The organism is Streptomyces sp. NPDC015131 (assembly GCF_043079975.1).
Taxonomy (GTDB): domain Bacteria; phylum Actinomycetota; class Actinomycetes; order Streptomycetales; family Streptomycetaceae; genus Streptomyces.
In genome coordinates this window covers 709,871-726,992 of record NZ_JBIBVB010000002.1, presented here as the reverse complement: position 1 = coordinate 726,992, position 17,122 = coordinate 709,871, and the positions used below count along the sequence as shown (strand labels likewise).

Below are 17,122 nucleotides of genomic sequence, written 5' to 3'. Positions count from 1 at the left end.
GGTCATCGGTGAAATCTGGCCCGGCCGCACCGGAATACCTATCGTGATTCCGGTGCGGCTGCGGTCGCATTTACGCCGGCTTTCCCGGCGCACCACATTCCGCCGATCGCCAGGGGGACGGCCGATGAACGATTTACTGACAGGTGGCGCCAAGGACCGTCTCGCGGAATTTCACGAACTCAGGGAACGGGTACGGCGTGGTCCGAGCGAGCAGGCGACCGAAGCGCAGCACGCCAAGGGAAAGCTGACGGCGCGCGAGCGGATCGATCTGCTGCTGGACGAGGGGTCCTTCCACGAGGTGGAGCCGCTGCGGCGGCACCGGGCCACGGGATTCGGCCTGGAGGACAAGAAGCCGTACACCGACGGTGTTGTCACCGGCTGGGGAACGGTGCACGGCCGTACGGTGTTCACGTACGCCCATGACTTCCGGATATTCGGCGGAGCACTGGGTGAGGCCCATGCCCAGAAGATCCACAAGATCATGGACATGGCCCTCGTCGCCGGTGCCCCGCTGGTCTCGCTGAACGACGGCGCCGGCGCCCGTATCCAGGAAGGCGTGACCGCCCTCGCCGGGTACGGCGGTATCTTCCAGCGCAACGCGAAGGCCTCGGGAGTCATCCCGCAGATCTCGGTGATGCTCGGTCCGTGCGCCGGCGGGGCCGCGTACTCCCCGGCGCTGACGGACTTCGTGTTCATGGTCCGTGAGACCTCGCAGATGTTCATCACGGGCCCGGACGTGGTCCGCGCCGTCACCGGTGAGGAGATCACCCAGAACGGCCTCGGCGGGGCGGACGTCCACTCGAGCGTCTCGGGAGTCTCGCACTTCGCCTACGACGACGAGCACACCTGCATCGAGGAGGTCCGGTTCCTCCTCTCCCTGCTGCCCCAGAACAATCAGGAGCCCCCGCCGGCCAACACGGTCGGCACCGGGGACGATCCCGCCGACCGGCGGTGCGAGGTGTTGAACGACCTGGTGCCGGCCGACGGGAACCGGCCGTACGACATGCGCAAGGTGATCGAGGAGATCACCGACGACGGCGAGTTCCTGGAGGTCCACGAGCTGTGGGCCACCAACGTGCTGTGCGCGCTGGCGCGGATCGACGGCCACACCGTCGGCATCGTCGCCAACCAGCCGCAGTCCCTCGCCGGTGTCCTCGACATCGACGCCAGCGACAAGGCCGGCCGCTTCGTGCAGCTGTGCGACGCCTTCAACATCCCGCTCGTCACGCTGCTGGACGTGCCCGGCTTCCTGCCGGGCGTCGCCCAGGAGCACGGCGGCATCATCCGGCACGGCGCCAAGCTGCTGTACGCGTACTGCGCCGCGACGGTGCCCCGCATCCAGCTGATCCTGCGCAAGGCGTACGGCGGCGCCTACATCGTCATGGACTCCCGGTCCATCGGCGCGGACCTCTCCTTCGCGTGGCCCACCAACGAGATCGCCGTGATGGGCGCCGAGGGTGCCGCGAACGTGATCTTCCGCCGGGAGATCAACGGCGCCGACGACCCCGAAGCGGCGCGGGCGCAGAAGATCAAGGAGTACCGGACCGAGCTGATGCATCCGTACTACGCGGCCGAACGGGGCCTCGTGGACGACGTCATCGACCCCGCCGACACCCGCTCCGTGCTGGCCGCGTCCCTGGCGATGCTCCGCGCCAAATACGCGGACCTGCCCGACCGCAAGCACGGCAACCCGCCGATGTGACGGAGAGGACACAGCGTGGGACACGGTCCGCAGGACAAGGACGCACCGCTGTTCCAGGTCACCCGAGGTGCCCCGGGCCCCGAGGAGCTGGCGGCGCTGGCAACCGTACTCCTCGCCCGGGCGGCCGCCCCGGGGGCGGGCCCGTCGGCCGCACCGGTGGCCGTGGCTCCGCCCCGGCCCCGGCCGCCGCGCCGGCGTACCCGGTACATCGCCCCCGGCGCGTGGCGGCGCGCCGCGTAACGGTCGCCACAGGCAGCCACAGCCGGCCGGCCACGGGCCGCGGCCGACCGGAAAATGCCAGCCGGAGCGACGGACATCCACGGATGGACCCGGCTGGCAGCTAACTGACACAAACCTTTCGCGCAGCTCCGGCCGCTGAATAAAGTCGAAACCGGCGCGGAAGTCCATCGCGCATTTCTTCGCTCACCGATCAACCTTCATCATGAATGGGGAATCCCTGTGGCCGCTACGACCGAAGAACGCCGCGAGGCAATCAAGGACATCGTCTGCGACATTCTCGAGATCGACCCCGAGGATGTGACCGACTCCAGCCTCTTCAAGGAGGACCACGACGCGGACTCGCTGCGCGCGATCGAAATCCTCGCGTCGCTGGAGAAGGAATTCAACGTCGTCATCAACCAGACCGAACTCGGCCGGATGGTGAACCTGGACGGCGTGTACGAGGTCGTCGCGGAAGCCGCCGACTGGAAGTAGGGCCGGGCGGCGCTGTGTCCGTGGACGGAAGACCTTGGGAACGGCCGGTTCGCCGGCCTGCGAGATAGCGGGATGAACATGTCTGATGTACCGGCGAACAGGGTGGTCGTTACCGGGCTCGGCGCGGTTTCCAGCATCGGGCTGGGCGCCTCCGAGTTCCTTTCCGGGCTGCGTTCGGGCCGTAGCGCCGCAAAGCCGATCACCGCGTTCGACACCGAGGGCTTCGACCACGCGAACGGCTGCGAGATCGTCGACTTCGACGCGACACACTGGATCAGGAACCTCGAGGTCGAGACGCTGGGCCGGGCCAGCCAGTTCTCGGTGACCGCCGCGCGCATGGCCGTCGACGACGCGGCACTCGCGGAGGCGGACCTGCGGTCCGGCCGCTGTCTCATCTCCATCGGCACCACCGACGGGGAGTCCCGCGACCTCGACCACCTCGTGGAGACCGAGGTGGAGCACGGCGCCGAGCGGATGGACCCCACGGTCACCGCCCGGGTGCCGGCCGGCCGGCTGTCGGCCGCCATCGCCCACGAGTTCGGCCTCAGCCGTGTTGAGGCCGTCACCCTCCCCACCGCCTGCGCGGCCGGGAACTACGCCATCGGCTACGGCTTCGACGCGGTCCGCACGGGGGAGGCCGACTACGCCCTCGTCGGGGGCGCGGACGCCCTCTGCCGCAAGACCTTCACCGGCTTCTACCGGCTCGGCACCATCGCCCCGGAGCTCTGCCAGCCGTTCGACATCGACCGCAAGGGCATCCTCACCGGCGAGGGAGCCGGCGTACTGCTCCTCGAAACCCTCGAGTCGGCCCGGGCGCGCGGCGCCCGAATCTATGCCGAAGTGCTGGGGTACGGGCTGAACTGCGACGCCCACCACCCGGTCGCACCGAACCAGGACAGCGTGGCGCAGTGCATGCAGCTCGCCCTCGACGGCGCGGGGGTCAAGCCCGAAGATGTGGACTTCATCTCCGCGCACGGCACCGGCACCAAGGCCAACGACGTCACCGAAGCCCGGGCCATCCGCCAGGTGTTCGGCGACCGGACCCCCCGGACCATCTCGATCAAGTCGATGCTGGGGCACAGCATGGGGGCTGCCAGCGCCCTCGCCTCGATCGGCTGCGCGCTAGCCCTCACCGAGGGGTTCATCCCGCCGACGATCAACCACGTCGAGACGGACCCCGAGTGCCGCGTGGACTGCGTGCCCAACCACGCCGTCGAAGCCGATCTCCGGGTCGTCCAGAACAACGGGCTGGCCTTCGGCGGCAACAACTCCGTAGTGATCTTCGGCAAGTACGAGGAGGCCCGCGCATGAGCACGCACCCCGCCGCACCATCCGGAGCCGCGGTGCCCGGCCTCGTCTTCACCGGCCTGGGCGCCGTGGCCAGCATCGGCAACGGAGTCGACGAGGTCTTCGACGCCCTCTGCGCGGGCCGCAGCGGACGAGCCGAACTCCGCGGCTTCGACCGCACCCGCTTCCGGGCGCAGCACGCCTACGAGATCGACGATCGGCCGGCCCCCGGAACCGACGAACCCGGACGCGCCACCCGCTGGCTGATCGCGGCCGTCGCGGAGGCGGCCCGCGGCGCCGGCCTCGCCGAGGACCTCTCCGACGTGCCGATCCTCATCGGGACCGGCCTGCGCGAGCTGCGCTCGGCCGAACTGCGCTGGCGGGACGGCGCGGACTTCGACATGGCGGGGCTGCACTTCGGCACCGCCCTGCGCGAGCGCTTCGGCGCGGTCCGCACCCACACCTTCTCCAACGCCTGCTCCGCCTCCCTCTACGCGCTGGCCCTGGGCAGCGACCTGCTGGCCGCGGGCGAAGCGCAGACCGTCATCGTCGCCGGGGTGGACACCCTCACGGAGAGCATGTATGGCCTCCTGGACCGCGTCCACATGGAAGCCCCGGAGGTGCTGCGGCCGTTCGACCGCGAGCGCAAGGGCGTCCTCATGGGCGAGGGCGCGGCTGCCGTCGTCCTGCGCCGCGCCGACACCGTGAACGACACTCCGGCGAGCGGTCCGGTATGTGGTCGGCTGCGCTCGGTGCACATCAACTGCGACGGCTACCACGTGACCGCCCCCGACCGGAACGGCATCGCGGACGCCGTCCGCGGCGCCCACCGCGAGGCGGGGGTCAAGCCCCAGGACATCGGTCTGGTGATGCTGCACGGCACCGGCACGCTGCTCAACGACGAGGCCGAGGCCGCGGCCATCGGCGACGTCTTCGGCGCGGAGGCCGGCACGCCGCTGATGACGGCGCTGAAGTCGATGACCGGGCACACCTCGGGGGGCTCCGGGCTGCTCAGCCTGATCGTCGCGCTCAAAGCACTGGAGTCGGGCCGCATACCACCGACCGTCGGGCTGCGGGAGCCGATCGACGAGGCGGCGGAATTCCGCCTCGTCCGGGACCGGGCGGTCGAGGCGCAGGCGGTGCTCGCCCAGGTCGATGCGTTCGGATTCGGCGGAGTCAACGCCGTCGCCATCGTGGAAAGGGCAGCGCGGTGAACCTTCCCGACATCGTGGTGACCGGCATCGGCACCGCCCTGCCCGGCGTCGCGGGACCGGCCGACCTGCTGAGGCCCGCAGCGCCCCCCGGGGCGTCCGCGGCCGACCCGGTGGACCCGGGTGCGCTGATCGGCCGACGCGGCCTGCGCTACAAGGACCGGGCCTCCCGGCTCGCCCTCTGCGCCGCCCAGGAAGGCCTGCGGGACGCCGGTCTGCTGCCGGACGGCGAACTGTCCGTCCCCGGCACGTCGACGGCGGTCGTGGTCAGCTCGAACCTGGGCAATCTCGACACCGTCTGCGAAGTCGCCGACGGCATCAAGGAGCACGGCGTCGCCGGCATCAGCCCGATGGGCCTGCCCAACGCGTCGAGCAATGTCGTCGCCTCCTCCGTCGCCATCCGGTACGGCCTGCGCGGCCCGAACCTGATGGTCTGCAACGGCGCCACTTCCGGACTCGACGCCATGCACTGGAGCATGGTGATGATCCGCGCCGGACGTGCCGACCGGGTCGTCGTGATCGGCGTCGAGACCAGCAACCGCTACGTCGAGGGCCTGCTCGGCCGCCCCGCCGCGGAACTCCTCGACGGTGCCGTCGCCCTGGTGCTGGAGCGGGCCTCCGCTGCCGCCGAACGCGGCGCGGAAGGCTTGGCGGTGCTGGGCGGCTACGCCCGGGAGGCCGGGGTCGAGGCCTGCCTGGACCGGCTCCTCGGAGCGCCGGCGGGCGCCGGGGCAGGCGCCCCGGCCGAACGTACGGCCCCCGGCCTGTGGTTCGTCCCCGAGGGGTACCGGGGGGTCGCGGCCGGCGACGTGCCGCGGCACGACCTCACGAGCACCTTCGGCAGTGCCTCGGGAGCGCTCGGCGTCCTCCAGTGCGCGGCCGCCGCCGGGTGGCTCTCGAACGCCGGCTCCGGTCGCTGTCCGGCCGGCCCGGTGCTGGTGACCTCCGGCTCCGACGGCGACGACGCCTCTGCGGGCCTCCTGCTCACGGCCGTGGCGGGCACCCCGTGAGCGAGGAACCCGAGCCGGTGTCCGTGCGGCTGCGCCGTCCGGGCCGGGGAACCGACCCGCTGCGCGTCCTGCTGCTGCACGGGCTGGCCGGCGGCGCCAACGTCTGGGACGCCCACCTGGAACACACCACTGGATCCCCGCTCGAGATCTGGACCGCCGAACTCCCCTGGCGGGCCGCGGGGGTGCCGGGCTGGACCGGACACTCACCGGCCCACTGGACGGAACAGGCGATGCGCCGGGTGCCGGGCGGCCCGGACGTGGTGATGGCCCACTCGTTCGGCGCGAACGCCCTGCTCGCGCTGCTGGACGCACGCAGCGTACTGAACACGCCGGAGGACGACCTGCTGCGGCCCCGTGCCGTGGTGCTGGTTTCGCCCTTCTACCGGCCCCGCCCGGAGGCCTTCGACTGGGACGCGATCGCCTACTACGTGAACGACTTCGACCGCATCCTCGCCGACGGCCTGCGGGTCCGCTCCGGCGGCCGGCTTCCGGCCGGACTGCGGCAGGAGATGGCTCGCAAGGTGCGCGACCGGATCGGCCCGTACGGCTGGGTCAGCTTCTTCGACACCTACCTGCGGACCCCCGCCCTGCGCACCGACCGCATGACCATGCCCTGCCTGATCATCGGCGGCGCGGAGGACTTCGCGTCCTTCCCCGCCGACAGCGAGGCGCTGCGCTCGGCCCTGCCGTACGCCAAGGCCGAGATCCTGCCCGACTGCGGCCACTTCGCGATGGTCGAGCAGGCGGCGGAGTTCGCTGCCCTCACCGAGGAGTTCATCCAGTCCGTGGCCCCACGGCCCGCCGATCGCAATCCGAGCCGCCGACCCCGAACTGCTGACAAGGAAGCAACTGACATGACCACCCCTGCCGCCACGGCTGTCAAGCACCTGCTGGAGACCGAGACCACAGTCCGGTTGCGCCCCCGCTTCGAGGGCTCCAACATCAACACCTGGATCGGCTTCAAGCACGTCAACTACCTCGTCGAGGAAGCCGTCCTGGAGCACTTCCGGGGTGCCGGACTGCCGTCCCGGGAGCTCTTCGAGGAGTACGGCCTCGGCCTCGACGTCGTCGGCCTCGACACCCGCATCCTGCACGCGTTCCACCAGGACGACGTGGCCCGTGCCGTCGTTGTCCCGACGACCAAGGACGGCGCCACCCGCTTCGGCTTCTCCATCACCCTGTACGTCGAGCGCGACGGCAAGGAGCTGAAGGCCGTCACCTCAAAGGCTGAGGTCTCGCTGCGCATCGACAGCTACCTGGCCCCGCTGGAGTACCCGGCCGAGCTCGCCCGCTTCGCCGTCGAGCGCCTCGGCGGCCTGGCCGAGCCCTCCGCACACCACGGCGCCAAGGTGGCCGTGGCGGCGAACACCGCGCCGTCCGCGGGCCGCGGCACCACGGGTGCGGACCCGGTGCTCGCTCGACTGCTGGCGGGGGACAACGCCTTCGGCTGGAAGTGGCGCATCCCTTACCCGTACTGCCACTTCAACGAGCGCCTGGCCCTGTCGGGCTACCTGCGCCAGGTTGAGGAGGTCGTGGACCTGTTCCTCGCCGACCGCGGGATCTCGATCAAGACGCTGCTGGACGACCGCCACTGGATCCCGGTGGTGCCCCGCTCGCAGATCCAGTTCCTCGACGAGGCCCTGATGGAGGAGGACCTGTACACCGTCTTCACCGTCGAGGAGATCTTCAAGGACTTCACGTACACGGCCCGCACGGACTTCTACGTCGTTCGCGACGGACGCCTCGTCCAGACCGCCACCGGCCGGATCACCCACGGCTACGCGGTGTTCGAGAACCGGCGCGACTGGTCCCTGGTCGGCTTCGACGAACGGGTCGTCCGCGCGCTGAGCGGCGACCGCGCCGACGGCTGAGCCCCAGCCACTGGCCGGCGTCCGTACGGAACACCCTCCCCTCCCGCATCCGGAGTAGACCCCCATGGAAGAAGTGCTGATCACTGGTTTGGGCGCGATCTCGCACCTCGGCTCCGGCGCCGACGCCTTCTGGCACGGCCTGATGCGGGCGGAGGGCCGGCCCGAACCGGTGACCGACCCACACGCGAGGATGGACGTCCCGCTGCTGTACGCGGCGCCGGAACTGCCCGAGCCGGCCGGGTCCGCCCCGGGCCTCAGCCTCGCCTCGCGCTTCGCGATCGAGGCGGCCCGGCAGGCGCTGGCGGACTCCGGTCTCGCCGACGTGGCGCCGGAACGGGTCGCGGTGGTCATCGGCACCGGCATGGGCGACGCGACCCTGCACGAGCAGTGGCGCGCGAACGGCTACCCGCAGGACGCGGCGTGGGCCCCGGTCTTCTCCGTGGTCTCCGCCGTCGGGGAGTGGCTCGGCGCCGAAGGGCCCAACACCAGCATCAGCAACGCCTGCGCGGCCAGCGGCTTCGGCATATCGGTCGCCGCCGACCTGATCCGCACGGGCGCCGCTGACGTGGTCGTCGCCGGGGGCGCCGAGGCGTATTCCCGCGTGGCCCTGGCCTGCTTCAACCGGCTGGGTGCCCTCGACCCGCAGCGGTGCCGGCCCTTCGACGCGCAGCGACGGGGCACCGTCTTCGGCGAAGGTGCCGGAATCCTCGTCCTGGAGTCCGCCACGCACGCCGCGGCCCGGCAGGCCCCCCGGGTCTACGCCAGGCTCGCGGGCGAGGGGTGGAGCTGCGACGCCCACCACGCGACCGCGCCGGAGCCCACGGGCGCACAGATCGTCCGCGCCATGGGCGAAGCGCTGGAACGTGCCGGAGCCGGCCCCGACGAGGTCGGCTGTGTGGTGCCGCACGGCACCGGAACCGAGCTGAACGACGCGGTCGAGAGCCGCGCGCTGCACGCGGTGCTCGGCGAGGCGGCCGGCCGCACACCGCTGTACAGCCTCAAAGCCCTGGTAGGGCACACGGGCGGGGCCGCAGCCGCGCTCGCCACCGTGGCCGCGGCGCTGATCCTCCACCACCGGGCCGTACCGCCGAACCGCCCCGTCGACGAGCCGGACCCCGCCTGCGAGGTGCGGCTGCCGGTCGAACGGGCCGCCCTGGGAGGCCGGTTCGCTCTCGTCAACGCGTACGCCTTCGGCGGCAACAACGTATCCCTCGTCCTTCAGGAGGCGACCCCATGACCGGAGCACCGCACAGCGGGTCGTCCACGGTGCCCACGGGCGCGATGGTGGTCTCCGGCATCGGCGTCATGACCCCCCGGGGAGAGCGCCCACAGGACGCCGCCCGGACCGTCCGCCCGGCGGAGCCCGCCGATTGGTTCGACCACCGCACCCGGCTCGGACCGCGCGGCTACAAGTACCTGCCCGCCGCCTCCCAGTACTTCCTGGCCGCCGCCAAGGAGGCGCTCGCGGACGCCCGCGACGAGGAGGACCGCCGGCCCGGCGAGCTGCGCGGGGCGGCGGTGGGGACCAACAGCTCGGCCGCGGCCCTGCACGAGGCCATGGACCGGACCGTGCTCGCCGAGGGAGCCGGAGCCCTGAGCCCCGTCACGGCGCCGTACTTCTCCATCAACCTCTTCGGCAGCCGGCTGGCGACCGAGCACGGCCTCAAGGCGTTCAACATCACGGTCACCTCGCCGCGCGTAGCAGGTCTCGAGTCGCTGGAGACCGGTGCCCGGGCGGTGGCGGCGGGCCGGGCGTCCTGGCTGCTCGCCGGAGCGACCGAGGAGGCCCTGGACCCTGTACACCCCGGTCACGAGCACTCCGAACGCGGCGCCGTCGCGCTGGTCCTGGAACCGCTGGAGGCCGTACGGGCGCGCGCCGGCCGGGCGTACGGGCACTGCCGGGTCAGCAGCCTCTTCCTCCCCCCGCGCACCGTGGCCGAGGGCCGGGGCGCGGAGCGGGCACGGCAGCTCATCGGCTCCGCCCTCGCCGCGTGGGGCGCGGACGCGGCCCCCGCCCCGCGGGTGATCGCCGTACTGGACGAGTCACCCGTCGGCCGGGCGGTGGCGACCGCTCTGGGCCCGGCCGCCGAGCCGGTCCCGGCGGGTGCGGGCGCCCTGGAGCCGCTGGTGCAGGCGGCGGGAGCGCTGGCCGAGCTGTCCGCCCCCGTCCTGGTCGCCACCGCGGCGGCGCAGGGAAACCTGGCCCTGGCCCTGCTCACCCCGCCGTCCGACCGCCCGGCCGGTCCGGCTGCCCGAACGACGCACACGAAACGAACGACGACCACGAGAGAGAGTTCATGACGACGTCACTCAAGGGTTCCTGGTGCCTCGTTCTCGGGTCATCCAGTGGGATCGGCCTGGCCAACGCCCGGGCGCTGGCGCTCGAAGGAGTCAATGTCCTGGGCGTCCACTTCGACACCGCCGAGGGCCAGGAGAAGGCCGGGGCGGCCGTCGAGGAGCTGCGTTCCACTGGTGTGCAGGCGCACTTCTTCAACGCCAATGCCGCCTCCCCGGCGACCCGGAGCGAGCTGGTGCCCCGGTTCGCCGAGCTGACGGAGGGCAGGCCGCTGCGCGTCGTCCTGCACTCGCTGGCCTTCGGCACGCTGCTGCCGTACCTGCCGGCGGATGGCGGCCCGGCACTGACGTCCCGCCAGATGGACATGACGCTCAACGTGATGGCCCACTCCCTCGTCTACTGGACCCAGAGCCTCAACGCGGCCGGACTGCTGGGCGCCGGCTCCAAGATCTTCGCCATGACCAGCGCGGGCGACCAGCGGGTCACCGCCCACTACGGTGCGGTCTCGGCGGCCAAGTGCGCCCTCGAATCACACGTCCGCCAGCTGGCCCTCGAGCTCGCCCCCCAGCAGGTCGCCGTCAACTCCCTGCGCGCCGGCGTGACCGTGACCCCGTCACTGGAACGCATCCCCGACCACGAAAAGCTGGTCGAGCTCGCGGCCCGGAGCAACCCGCACGGCCGGCTCACCCGCCCCGCGGACGTCGCCGACGTCGTCGTCGCGCTGGCACGCAGCGAGTCCTCCTGGACCACCGGCAACGTGATCGGAGTCGACGGCGGCGAGGCGTTGACCACCTGATGCGTGCCGAGACTTTTCATACCCATACCGATACCGATACCGACACCGGGCAGCAGCCTGCTCGCCCGGCCGTCCTCCGCCGGCCTCTGCGCAAGAAGCTGGCGGCCGTGGCCACCGGCGTCGCGCTGGCCGCCCGTCACGCCTTCGAGCTGTACCATCCGCCCCTCGCCCGCCCGGGCCGGACCCCGCAGAACAAGGGCCTGCCGGTCCGCGGCCTGTCGGTGCTCACCACCCGGGACCGGGTGAACCTGGACGCGTGGATCGTGCCGGGTGAGGGACCGCACACGGTGGTGATCTGCCACGGCATGGGCCGGACCAAGTCCAGCGTGCTCGGCCACGTCAAGATGCTGCACGACGCGGGCCACCACGTCGTCGCGTACGACATGCGCAACCACGGCGAGAGCGGTCGCGACCGCAAGTACGGGAGCATGTCCGAGCGGTACACGAGCGATCTCGCTGACGTGATCGCCGCCGTCCGCCGCGACCCCGAAGTCGGCGCCGGGGAGCTCGCCGTCATCGGCTTCTCCTTCTCCACCTGGGTCTCCCTGCACGTGCTCCGCCGCCTCGACACCGCCGTCGCCGCCGTCGTCTGCGACAGCGGCCCGATGTCCGACACGGCAGGGGGACTGAGGGACTTCGCGGCCCTGCGCCGGTCCCTGCTGCCCGAGCCGGTACGAGAAGGCGCGGGCTACGCCGTGTACCGCCGGGCCTTCTCCCGGTTCTGCATGCACATGCTGGCCGTACGGAACTGGCCGCCGGACCTCACCGGCGTGCCGACCCGGCTGATGTTCATCGCCGGAGCCCAGGACCCCGTCATCAGCGAGGCGCAGATCATGGCGGTCGCCGACCGGTACCCCGAAGCGGAACGCTGGACGGCTCCCCAGTCGATGCACATGAACGCCCTGCGATTCGACGGGGCCGAGTACCGCAGCCGCGTCCTGGACTTCCTGGCGTCCTCCTTCACGGCTGCCGCCGACCGCAGGAAGGAGGCGGCCGCCCATGGCTGAGTACCTCCTCGTGGAGTCCCAGGGCAGCTACGGCGGACCCGGCTCCGAGGCCTTCCTCGGCGACGCGGTCCGGCTGGCGCGAGCCGGTCACGACGTGGCCGTGCTGCTGATCGAGAACGGAGTGACCGAGGGCCTCGACGGGGCAGGGCCCGCCGTCGGCCGGGTGCAGGAGGCCGGCGGCGAGGTCTGGGTGGACTCCTTCTCGCTGAGCCAGCGCGCGCTGCCCGCACAGCGGCTCGTGCCCGGAGTCCGGCTGGTGGAGATGGACGAGGTCGCGGAGCGGATCCTGCGGCCCGCGGTGCGGGGAGTGTGGCACTGACATGGCTAAACAGCTTCCGCACGCGGACGTGCTGATCGCGGTCATGGGTGCTCCCCACACCGGGGACCTGGTGACCTCGGCCTTCCGGCTGGCGCAGGCCCTGCTCGACCGGGGGGCCGCGGTCCACCTGTGGACCTGCGGCCACGCCACCGGGCTCACCCAGCAGGCGCTGGGCTCCGAGAAGCCGCGCAACGTCGTGGACTGGGCACGGGAGTACCCCACGACAGCCACCCTGGCCGCCGAGCTCTTGGCGGCCTTCCCCACGACGCTGAGCTGGTACGCGTGCCGGTTCTGCAGCCAGGAGCGCGGGGCCGGCACGCACATCCCGGGCATCCGGCTGCGCGCCCCGTTCAAGTTCACCGAGCATCTCGACGCCGCCGACAAGGCCTTCTTCCTGGGGGTGTGCTGACCATGACCGCGACGGACGCCGGGCGCCGACTGCTGATCATCGAGCGGGCCTACCGGGGCTCGGTCGAGACCCAGTTCGCCGATGTGCTCTACCTGGCCCGCGAGCTGAACCGGCAGCAGGGCGGCCTGGACATCCTGCTGCGCGGACTGGCGGTCACCTTCGCCGCCGCCGACCCCGTCCGGGCGCGTCCCGTCCGGATCGGCCGACGCGACCTGGACACCCTTCCGGATCCGCGCGAGGCCCTGCGCACGCTGCTCGCCGAGGGAGCCGTGGTCTGGGCCGAGGAGAGCGACCTGGCCCGGTTCGAGACGGGCCCGCACTGGGCGCTGCCCGGGGTCCGCCGGGCGGGCCCGGACGGCCCCGCGGACTGGTCCGCGTACCGCGGCGTGCACTTCTTGTGACCGCCCCCTCCGTGACCGGCAGGCCCGCGCACGTACGCCCCACCGAAGCCCCTGAAGGAGCACCGCGACTCATGGAAACCGCCACCACCGGCCGAGGGCCGCTCATCACCGCCTGGTCGGTCGTTTCGCCGTACGGGCTGGAGAGCTCGGATTTCGCGGCCGGCCTTTCCGCGGGCCGCAGCGCAGCGGCCGTACTGGACCGGACCGTCTGGGACGGTCCCGTCGACACCGCCTGCCTGGTCCCCGGCTTCAGCAGCAAGGACGTGTTGGGCCGCAAGGGAACCCGCTCGATGGACCGGGTGACCGGTCTCGCCGTCGCCGCCGTCGGCCGGCTCCTCCAGGACCCGGCGGGCGAGCACATCCCCGGTGTGGGCGACGACGCCGGGCTGGTCCTGGGCACCAACACCGGGAGCGCCCAGAGCATGATGGACTTCACCCGCGACTCCCTGGTCCAGGAGAAGCCGTTCTATGTGGACCCGATGCGCTTCCCCAACACAGTGATGAACTGCGCCGCCGGGCAGTGCGCCATCTGGCACAAGCTCAAGGGACCCAACACCACCGTCGCCGGAGGCCGTGCCTCCGGACTCCTCGCGCTCAACTACGCCCTACGACTGCAGAAGTCCGGGCACACCCGGACCGTGCTGTGCGGCGCGGTCGAGGAGTTCTCCCCGGCCCGCGCCTGGCTGGAGGTGCACACCCGGCAGCCCGACGAGGCCGACGGCGTCCTCGGCGAGGGCGCGGCGGTGCTGCTGCTGGAGTCCGCCCCCGCTGCGGTGGAGCACGGGCGGCCCGGCCTGGCCGAGGTGCTCGCGCTGGAGTTCGGCGTCTTCCACACGGACGACGAGGTCGCTCCGGTGCTCGCCGACAGCGTCGAGCGCGCCTTGGAGCGCTCGGGCGTCCGCGTGGACGAGATCGGCCTGGTCGCCGACTCGCAGGCCTACGGCGTCCGCGGTACGGCCGAACGTGCGGCCCTGGAGCAGGTGTTCGGCGTGCTCCGGCCGGAGCACGTCGCGAGCACCGAGCTGATCGGCGACACCCACGCGGCCTCCGCGTCCTTCCAGATCGCGGCCCTGCTGGCCACCGCCGAGGGCCGGGACGACCTGGCCGGCTCCGTCGGCCTGATCACCTCGGTGGACCGGGACGGCGTGGTCGGCTGCGCCGTGCTGCGCATCCGCTGACCCCGGGACCCGCTGAACCCGGCGATCCGCTGAACCTGGCGAATCCGCTGAACCCACTGAACCCCACTGAACGCGTTGAACCCGATGAAGGAGAAAGCATGTCCGACACCACCACGCCCGCCGTTCTCGAGCTCGAGAGCCTGCGCCGCACCGTCGCCGATGTCCTGGACGTCGAGGAGTCGGAGCTGACCGACGAGGCCGACTTCGTCAACGACCTCGGGGTCGACTCCCTGATGGCCCTCGAGGTCATGGTCGTCCTGGAGAAGAAGTACGGAGTCAAGCTCGGCGAGGCCGAGCTCAAGGAGGTCACCTGCCTGCGCAAGGCGTACGACCTGCTCGACGCCAAGCTCCGGGCCGCCTGATGGCGGCTCCCGCCGCGAGCCCCGTACGCGCGGTACCGGTGGTCGACCGGGACTCCGCCGGCGGCCCGCGCACCACGGTCCACGTCGCCGCGGACGAGCAGGTCTTCCCCGGCCACTACCCGGGCTTCCCCATCTTCCCGGGCGTGTGCGTCGTGGAGCTGGTCCACCGCAGCTCGCTGGCCACCCCCCCGGAGACCGGCGCCCCCGTCACGCTCCAGGCCATCGAGTCGACGCGTTTCCTCAGCCCGGTCTTCCCCGGTGACCGTCTCACGATCGAACTGAAGTGGGCCCGCCGGGGCGAGCACTGGCGGTGCGACGCGGTCGCCGGTACCGATCGGGGCCGCGCCGCGACGGTGCGGCTGCGCTTCACCGAAGGGAGCCCCCCGTGCTGACGATCACCGGGATCAAGCAGGTGCTGCCGCACCGGTACCCGATGCTGCTGGTGGACCGGGTGACCGAGCTGGTGCCCGAGCAGCGGCTCACCGCTCTCAAGGCGGTCACCTGCAACGAGCCCTGGTACCAAGACCTTTCGGAGGACGCGGACGACGAGGGGCACAGCTATCCGCAGACCCTGCTCGTCGAGTCCTGGTGCCAGGCGGCCGGTGTGCTGGCCGCGTGGGACCGGCCCAACCCGGACGTGCTCTCGGGCCAGGTGATGCTCTTCGGCAGCATCTCCGATGTCGTCCTGCACCGGCCGGTGCTCCCCGGGGACGTGCTGGAGCACCGGGTCCGGCTGGTCCGCGCCCTCAGCGACACCGTGATCTTCGAAGGGGAGTCCCTGGCCGGCGGCGAGACCGTCATGGAGGTCGGCCGCGTGGTCATGGCGATGCGCCCGGCGACGGAGCTGACGGAAGCCCGCGAGCAGAGTCCGGCGGCCTCGGCCGCCGGCGCGAAGTGAGGAACGCCTACATGTCTGGCAGCACGCCCAAGGTCGCCTTGGTCACCGGCGGCACCCGCGGCATCGGGCGGGCGACCGTCCTGCGCCTCGCCCGCGACGGCCACGACGTGGCCTTCTGCTATGCATCGCGGCCCGATGCCGCCGCCGAGCTGGAGAAGGAGGTCGCCGAACTGGGCGTACGCGTCTACGGGCACAAGGCGGACGTGTCGGACCCGGACGCGGTACGCGCGCTCGTCGCCGAGACCGAGGAGCGGCTCGGCGGCATCGACACCGTGGTGACCTCGGCGGGCATCGTCCGGGACCGGCCGCTGCTGATGATGACGGACGAGGACTGGCAGCAGGTGCTGCGCGTCAACCTGGACGGCACGTACCACGTCTGCCGCTCGGTGGTCTTCGAGATGATGAAGCGCAGGAGCGGCTGCGTCGTCAACATCTCCTCTGTCGCGGGTGTTTACGGCCACGCCACCCAGACCAACTACAGCGCCTCGAAGGCGGGCATCATCGGCTTCACCAAGGCACTCGCCAAGGAGGTCGGCAGGTACGGCATACGGGCCAACGCGATCGCGCCCGGCTTCATTGAGACCGACATGACCGCCGGCCTGTCCGGCAAGGTCAAGGAGCAGGCGCTGCGCGGCATCCCGCTCGGCCGGCTGGGCCGTCCCGAGGAGGTCGCGGACATGGTCTCGTACCTGGTAGGGGCCGAGTACGTGACCGCCTCGGTGCTGCAGATCGACGGAGGGCTCGTTGTCTGACACCTCGGGCACGCCGGTCCGGGGCCCCGCCGTGGCCCGCGGGTCACGGCGGCAGGCCCCGCCGCGCTTCTACTTCTCGTTGCGCAGCCCGTACTCCTGGCTCGCCTACCGGGACCTGCTCGCGCACGCCCCGGACGTCGTGGAGCTGCTCGAATGGCGGCCGTTCTGGGAGCCGGACGAGGCGAGCGCCCGGGCGCTGACCGCTGCGGGCGGCCACTTCCCGTATGTGGCCATGTCCCGCGAGAAACACCTCTACATCCTCCAGGACGTCCGCCGCCTGACCCGCGAACGCGGGCTGGAGGCCACATGGCCGGTGGACCGCGAGCCCTGCTGGGAGGTCCCGCACCTGGCCTGGATGGCGGCCGTCGACGCGGGTCGCGGCCAGGAGTTCATCGCGCGGGCCTACCGGGCGCGTTGGCAGGAGGGCCAGGACATCTGCGACCCGTCGGTGATCGGTGCGCTGGCCGTTGAGCTGGGTCTGCCGGCGGAGCGGCTGGCAGGCGCCGCGCACGATCCGCACCTGCGCGAGCGCGGGGTGGCGGCGCTTCTCGACGTCCACCAGGACGGGGTGTTCGGCGTTCCTTTCTTCGTCGACGGATACGACAAGTACTGGGGCACGGACCGGGTATCCGGGTTCGTTCAATGCGTCCGGGAACGCCTGCTCGGCGGGAGAGGGAAAAGCGGAAAAGTGAATGCGCCGAGGGACCTGGCGGATACGGTGGCCAGGTCGTCTGACGCGGGTCATGCCGGCGGCTGCGGCTGATACGGGTGTTCCGGCCGGCCGCGTCACCGTATTCATCGTTTTCACCGAGGGGGATTCCGGATGCAGAGAAAAGTCAACGGTACGGAAATCCAAGCAGATGCGCCGCGGGAAGGCGGATCGTCCGAACCGGCCCGTCGCGGCGGCCT

The 17,122-nt window shown here is 71.7% G+C and carries 20 protein-coding genes and 1 pseudogene; all 21 read left to right on the top strand.

The features are described from left to right. Window positions 1–124 precede the first annotated feature (124 nt). On the top strand, window positions 125–1,702 hold the full coding sequence (locus ACF08D_RS08955) for an acyl-CoA carboxylase subunit beta (RefSeq protein ID WP_392221882.1): 1,578 nt from the start codon (window positions 125–127) through the stop codon (window positions 1,700–1,702). Window positions 1,703–1,717: 15 nt separating this feature from the next. After that, window positions 1,718–1,942 carry an acyl-CoA carboxylase epsilon subunit gene (locus ACF08D_RS08950; protein WP_392221881.1) on the top strand — a complete coding sequence of 75 codons (225 nt, stop codon included), beginning with the start codon at window positions 1,718–1,720 and terminating at the stop codon, window positions 1,940–1,942. Window positions 1,943–2,161: 219 nt separating this feature from the next. Beyond that, window positions 2,162–2,416 (top strand): acyl carrier protein, encoded by a 255-nt coding sequence (locus tag ACF08D_RS08945; protein WP_392221880.1) that lies wholly within the window; start codon window positions 2,162–2,164, stop codon window positions 2,414–2,416. Between the two features lie 78 nt (window positions 2,417–2,494). Beyond that, window positions 2,495–3,727, top strand: coding sequence for a beta-ketoacyl-[acyl-carrier-protein] synthase family protein (locus ACF08D_RS08940; protein ID WP_392221879.1), 1,233 nt, complete (start codon window positions 2,495–2,497; stop codon window positions 3,725–3,727). Then, window positions 3,724–4,917 (top strand): beta-ketoacyl-[acyl-carrier-protein] synthase family protein, encoded by a 1,194-nt coding sequence (locus tag ACF08D_RS08935; RefSeq protein ID WP_392221878.1) that lies wholly within the window; start codon window positions 3,724–3,726, stop codon window positions 4,915–4,917. Before ACF08D_RS08940 ends, ACF08D_RS08935 begins: the two co-directional genes overlap by 4 nt. Continuing rightward, window positions 4,914–5,924, top strand: coding sequence for a beta-ketoacyl synthase N-terminal-like domain-containing protein (locus tag ACF08D_RS08930; protein WP_392221877.1), 1,011 nt, complete (start codon window positions 4,914–4,916; stop codon window positions 5,922–5,924). Before ACF08D_RS08935 ends, ACF08D_RS08930 begins: the two co-directional genes overlap by 4 nt. Then, a pseudogene (locus ACF08D_RS08925) lies at window positions 5,921–6,673 on the top strand (alpha/beta fold hydrolase); the annotation flags it as partial. The gene ACF08D_RS08930 and the pseudogene ACF08D_RS08925, both read left to right, overlap by 4 nt. Before the next feature lie 105 nt (window positions 6,674–6,778). Further along, window positions 6,779–7,795 (top strand): hypothetical protein, encoded by a 1,017-nt coding sequence (locus ACF08D_RS08920; protein WP_392222342.1) that lies wholly within the window; start codon window positions 6,779–6,781, stop codon window positions 7,793–7,795. A 64-nt stretch (window positions 7,796–7,859) separates the two neighbouring features. Beyond that, the gene (locus ACF08D_RS08915; protein ID WP_392221876.1) at window positions 7,860–9,032 is read left to right on the top strand and encodes a beta-ketoacyl-[acyl-carrier-protein] synthase family protein; all 1,173 of its coding nucleotides are present in this window, start codon (window positions 7,860–7,862) and stop codon (window positions 9,030–9,032) included. Continuing rightward, a complete protein-coding gene (locus ACF08D_RS08910) occupies window positions 9,029–10,096 on the top strand; it encodes a beta-ketoacyl synthase N-terminal-like domain-containing protein (protein ID WP_392221875.1) in 1,068 nt (355 codons plus the stop codon). The genes ACF08D_RS08915 and ACF08D_RS08910 overlap by 4 nt, the downstream gene beginning before the upstream one ends. Then, window positions 10,093–10,887 carry an SDR family oxidoreductase gene (locus tag ACF08D_RS08905; protein WP_392221874.1) on the top strand — a complete coding sequence of 265 codons (795 nt, stop codon included), beginning with the start codon at window positions 10,093–10,095 and terminating at the stop codon, window positions 10,885–10,887. Before ACF08D_RS08910 ends, ACF08D_RS08905 begins: the two co-directional genes overlap by 4 nt. Window positions 10,888–10,994: 107 nt before the next feature. Then, window positions 10,995–11,894 carry an alpha/beta hydrolase gene (locus ACF08D_RS08900; protein ID WP_392221873.1) on the top strand — a complete coding sequence of 300 codons (900 nt, stop codon included), beginning with the start codon at window positions 10,995–10,997 and terminating at the stop codon, window positions 11,892–11,894. Continuing rightward, window positions 11,887–12,213 carry a hypothetical protein gene (locus tag ACF08D_RS08895; RefSeq protein WP_392221872.1) on the top strand — a complete coding sequence of 109 codons (327 nt, stop codon included), beginning with the start codon at window positions 11,887–11,889 and terminating at the stop codon, window positions 12,211–12,213. The genes ACF08D_RS08900 and ACF08D_RS08895 overlap by 8 nt, the downstream gene beginning before the upstream one ends. A 1-nt stretch (window position 12,214) precedes the next feature. After that, the gene (locus ACF08D_RS08890) at window positions 12,215–12,622 is read left to right on the top strand and encodes a hypothetical protein (RefSeq protein ID WP_392221871.1); all 408 of its coding nucleotides are present in this window, start codon (window positions 12,215–12,217) and stop codon (window positions 12,620–12,622) included. 2 nt (window positions 12,623–12,624) lie between these two features. After that, a complete protein-coding gene (locus tag ACF08D_RS08885) occupies window positions 12,625–13,023 on the top strand; it encodes a hypothetical protein (RefSeq protein WP_392221870.1) in 399 nt (132 codons plus the stop codon). Window positions 13,024–13,094: 71 nt separating this feature from the next. Next, the gene (locus ACF08D_RS08880; RefSeq protein ID WP_392221869.1) at window positions 13,095–14,201 is read left to right on the top strand and encodes a beta-ketoacyl synthase N-terminal-like domain-containing protein; all 1,107 of its coding nucleotides are present in this window, start codon (window positions 13,095–13,097) and stop codon (window positions 14,199–14,201) included. A 98-nt stretch (window positions 14,202–14,299) separates the two neighbouring features. Further along, entirely contained in the window at window positions 14,300–14,563 is a 264-nt protein-coding gene (locus ACF08D_RS08875) for an acyl carrier protein (protein ID WP_384002983.1), read from the top strand. Continuing rightward, complete coding sequence (locus tag ACF08D_RS08870) at window positions 14,563–14,955, top strand: 3-hydroxyacyl-ACP dehydratase FabZ family protein (protein WP_392221868.1); 393 nt, start codon at window positions 14,563–14,565, stop codon at window positions 14,953–14,955. The genes ACF08D_RS08875 and ACF08D_RS08870 overlap by 1 nt, the downstream gene beginning before the upstream one ends. Beyond that, entirely contained in the window at window positions 14,949–15,461 is a 513-nt protein-coding gene (locus tag ACF08D_RS08865) for a 3-hydroxyacyl-ACP dehydratase FabZ family protein (protein WP_392221867.1), read from the top strand. The genes ACF08D_RS08870 and ACF08D_RS08865 overlap by 7 nt, the downstream gene beginning before the upstream one ends. A gap of 11 nt (window positions 15,462–15,472) precedes the next feature. Then, window positions 15,473–16,213 carry a 3-oxoacyl-[acyl-carrier-protein] reductase gene (fabG, locus tag ACF08D_RS08860; RefSeq protein WP_392221866.1) on the top strand — a complete coding sequence of 247 codons (741 nt, stop codon included), beginning with the start codon at window positions 15,473–15,475 and terminating at the stop codon, window positions 16,211–16,213. Then, a complete protein-coding gene (locus tag ACF08D_RS08855; protein ID WP_392221865.1) occupies window positions 16,206–16,976 on the top strand; it encodes a 2-hydroxychromene-2-carboxylate isomerase in 771 nt (256 codons plus the stop codon). The genes fabG and ACF08D_RS08855 overlap by 8 nt, the downstream gene beginning before the upstream one ends. Window positions 16,977–17,122 lie beyond the last annotated feature (146 nt).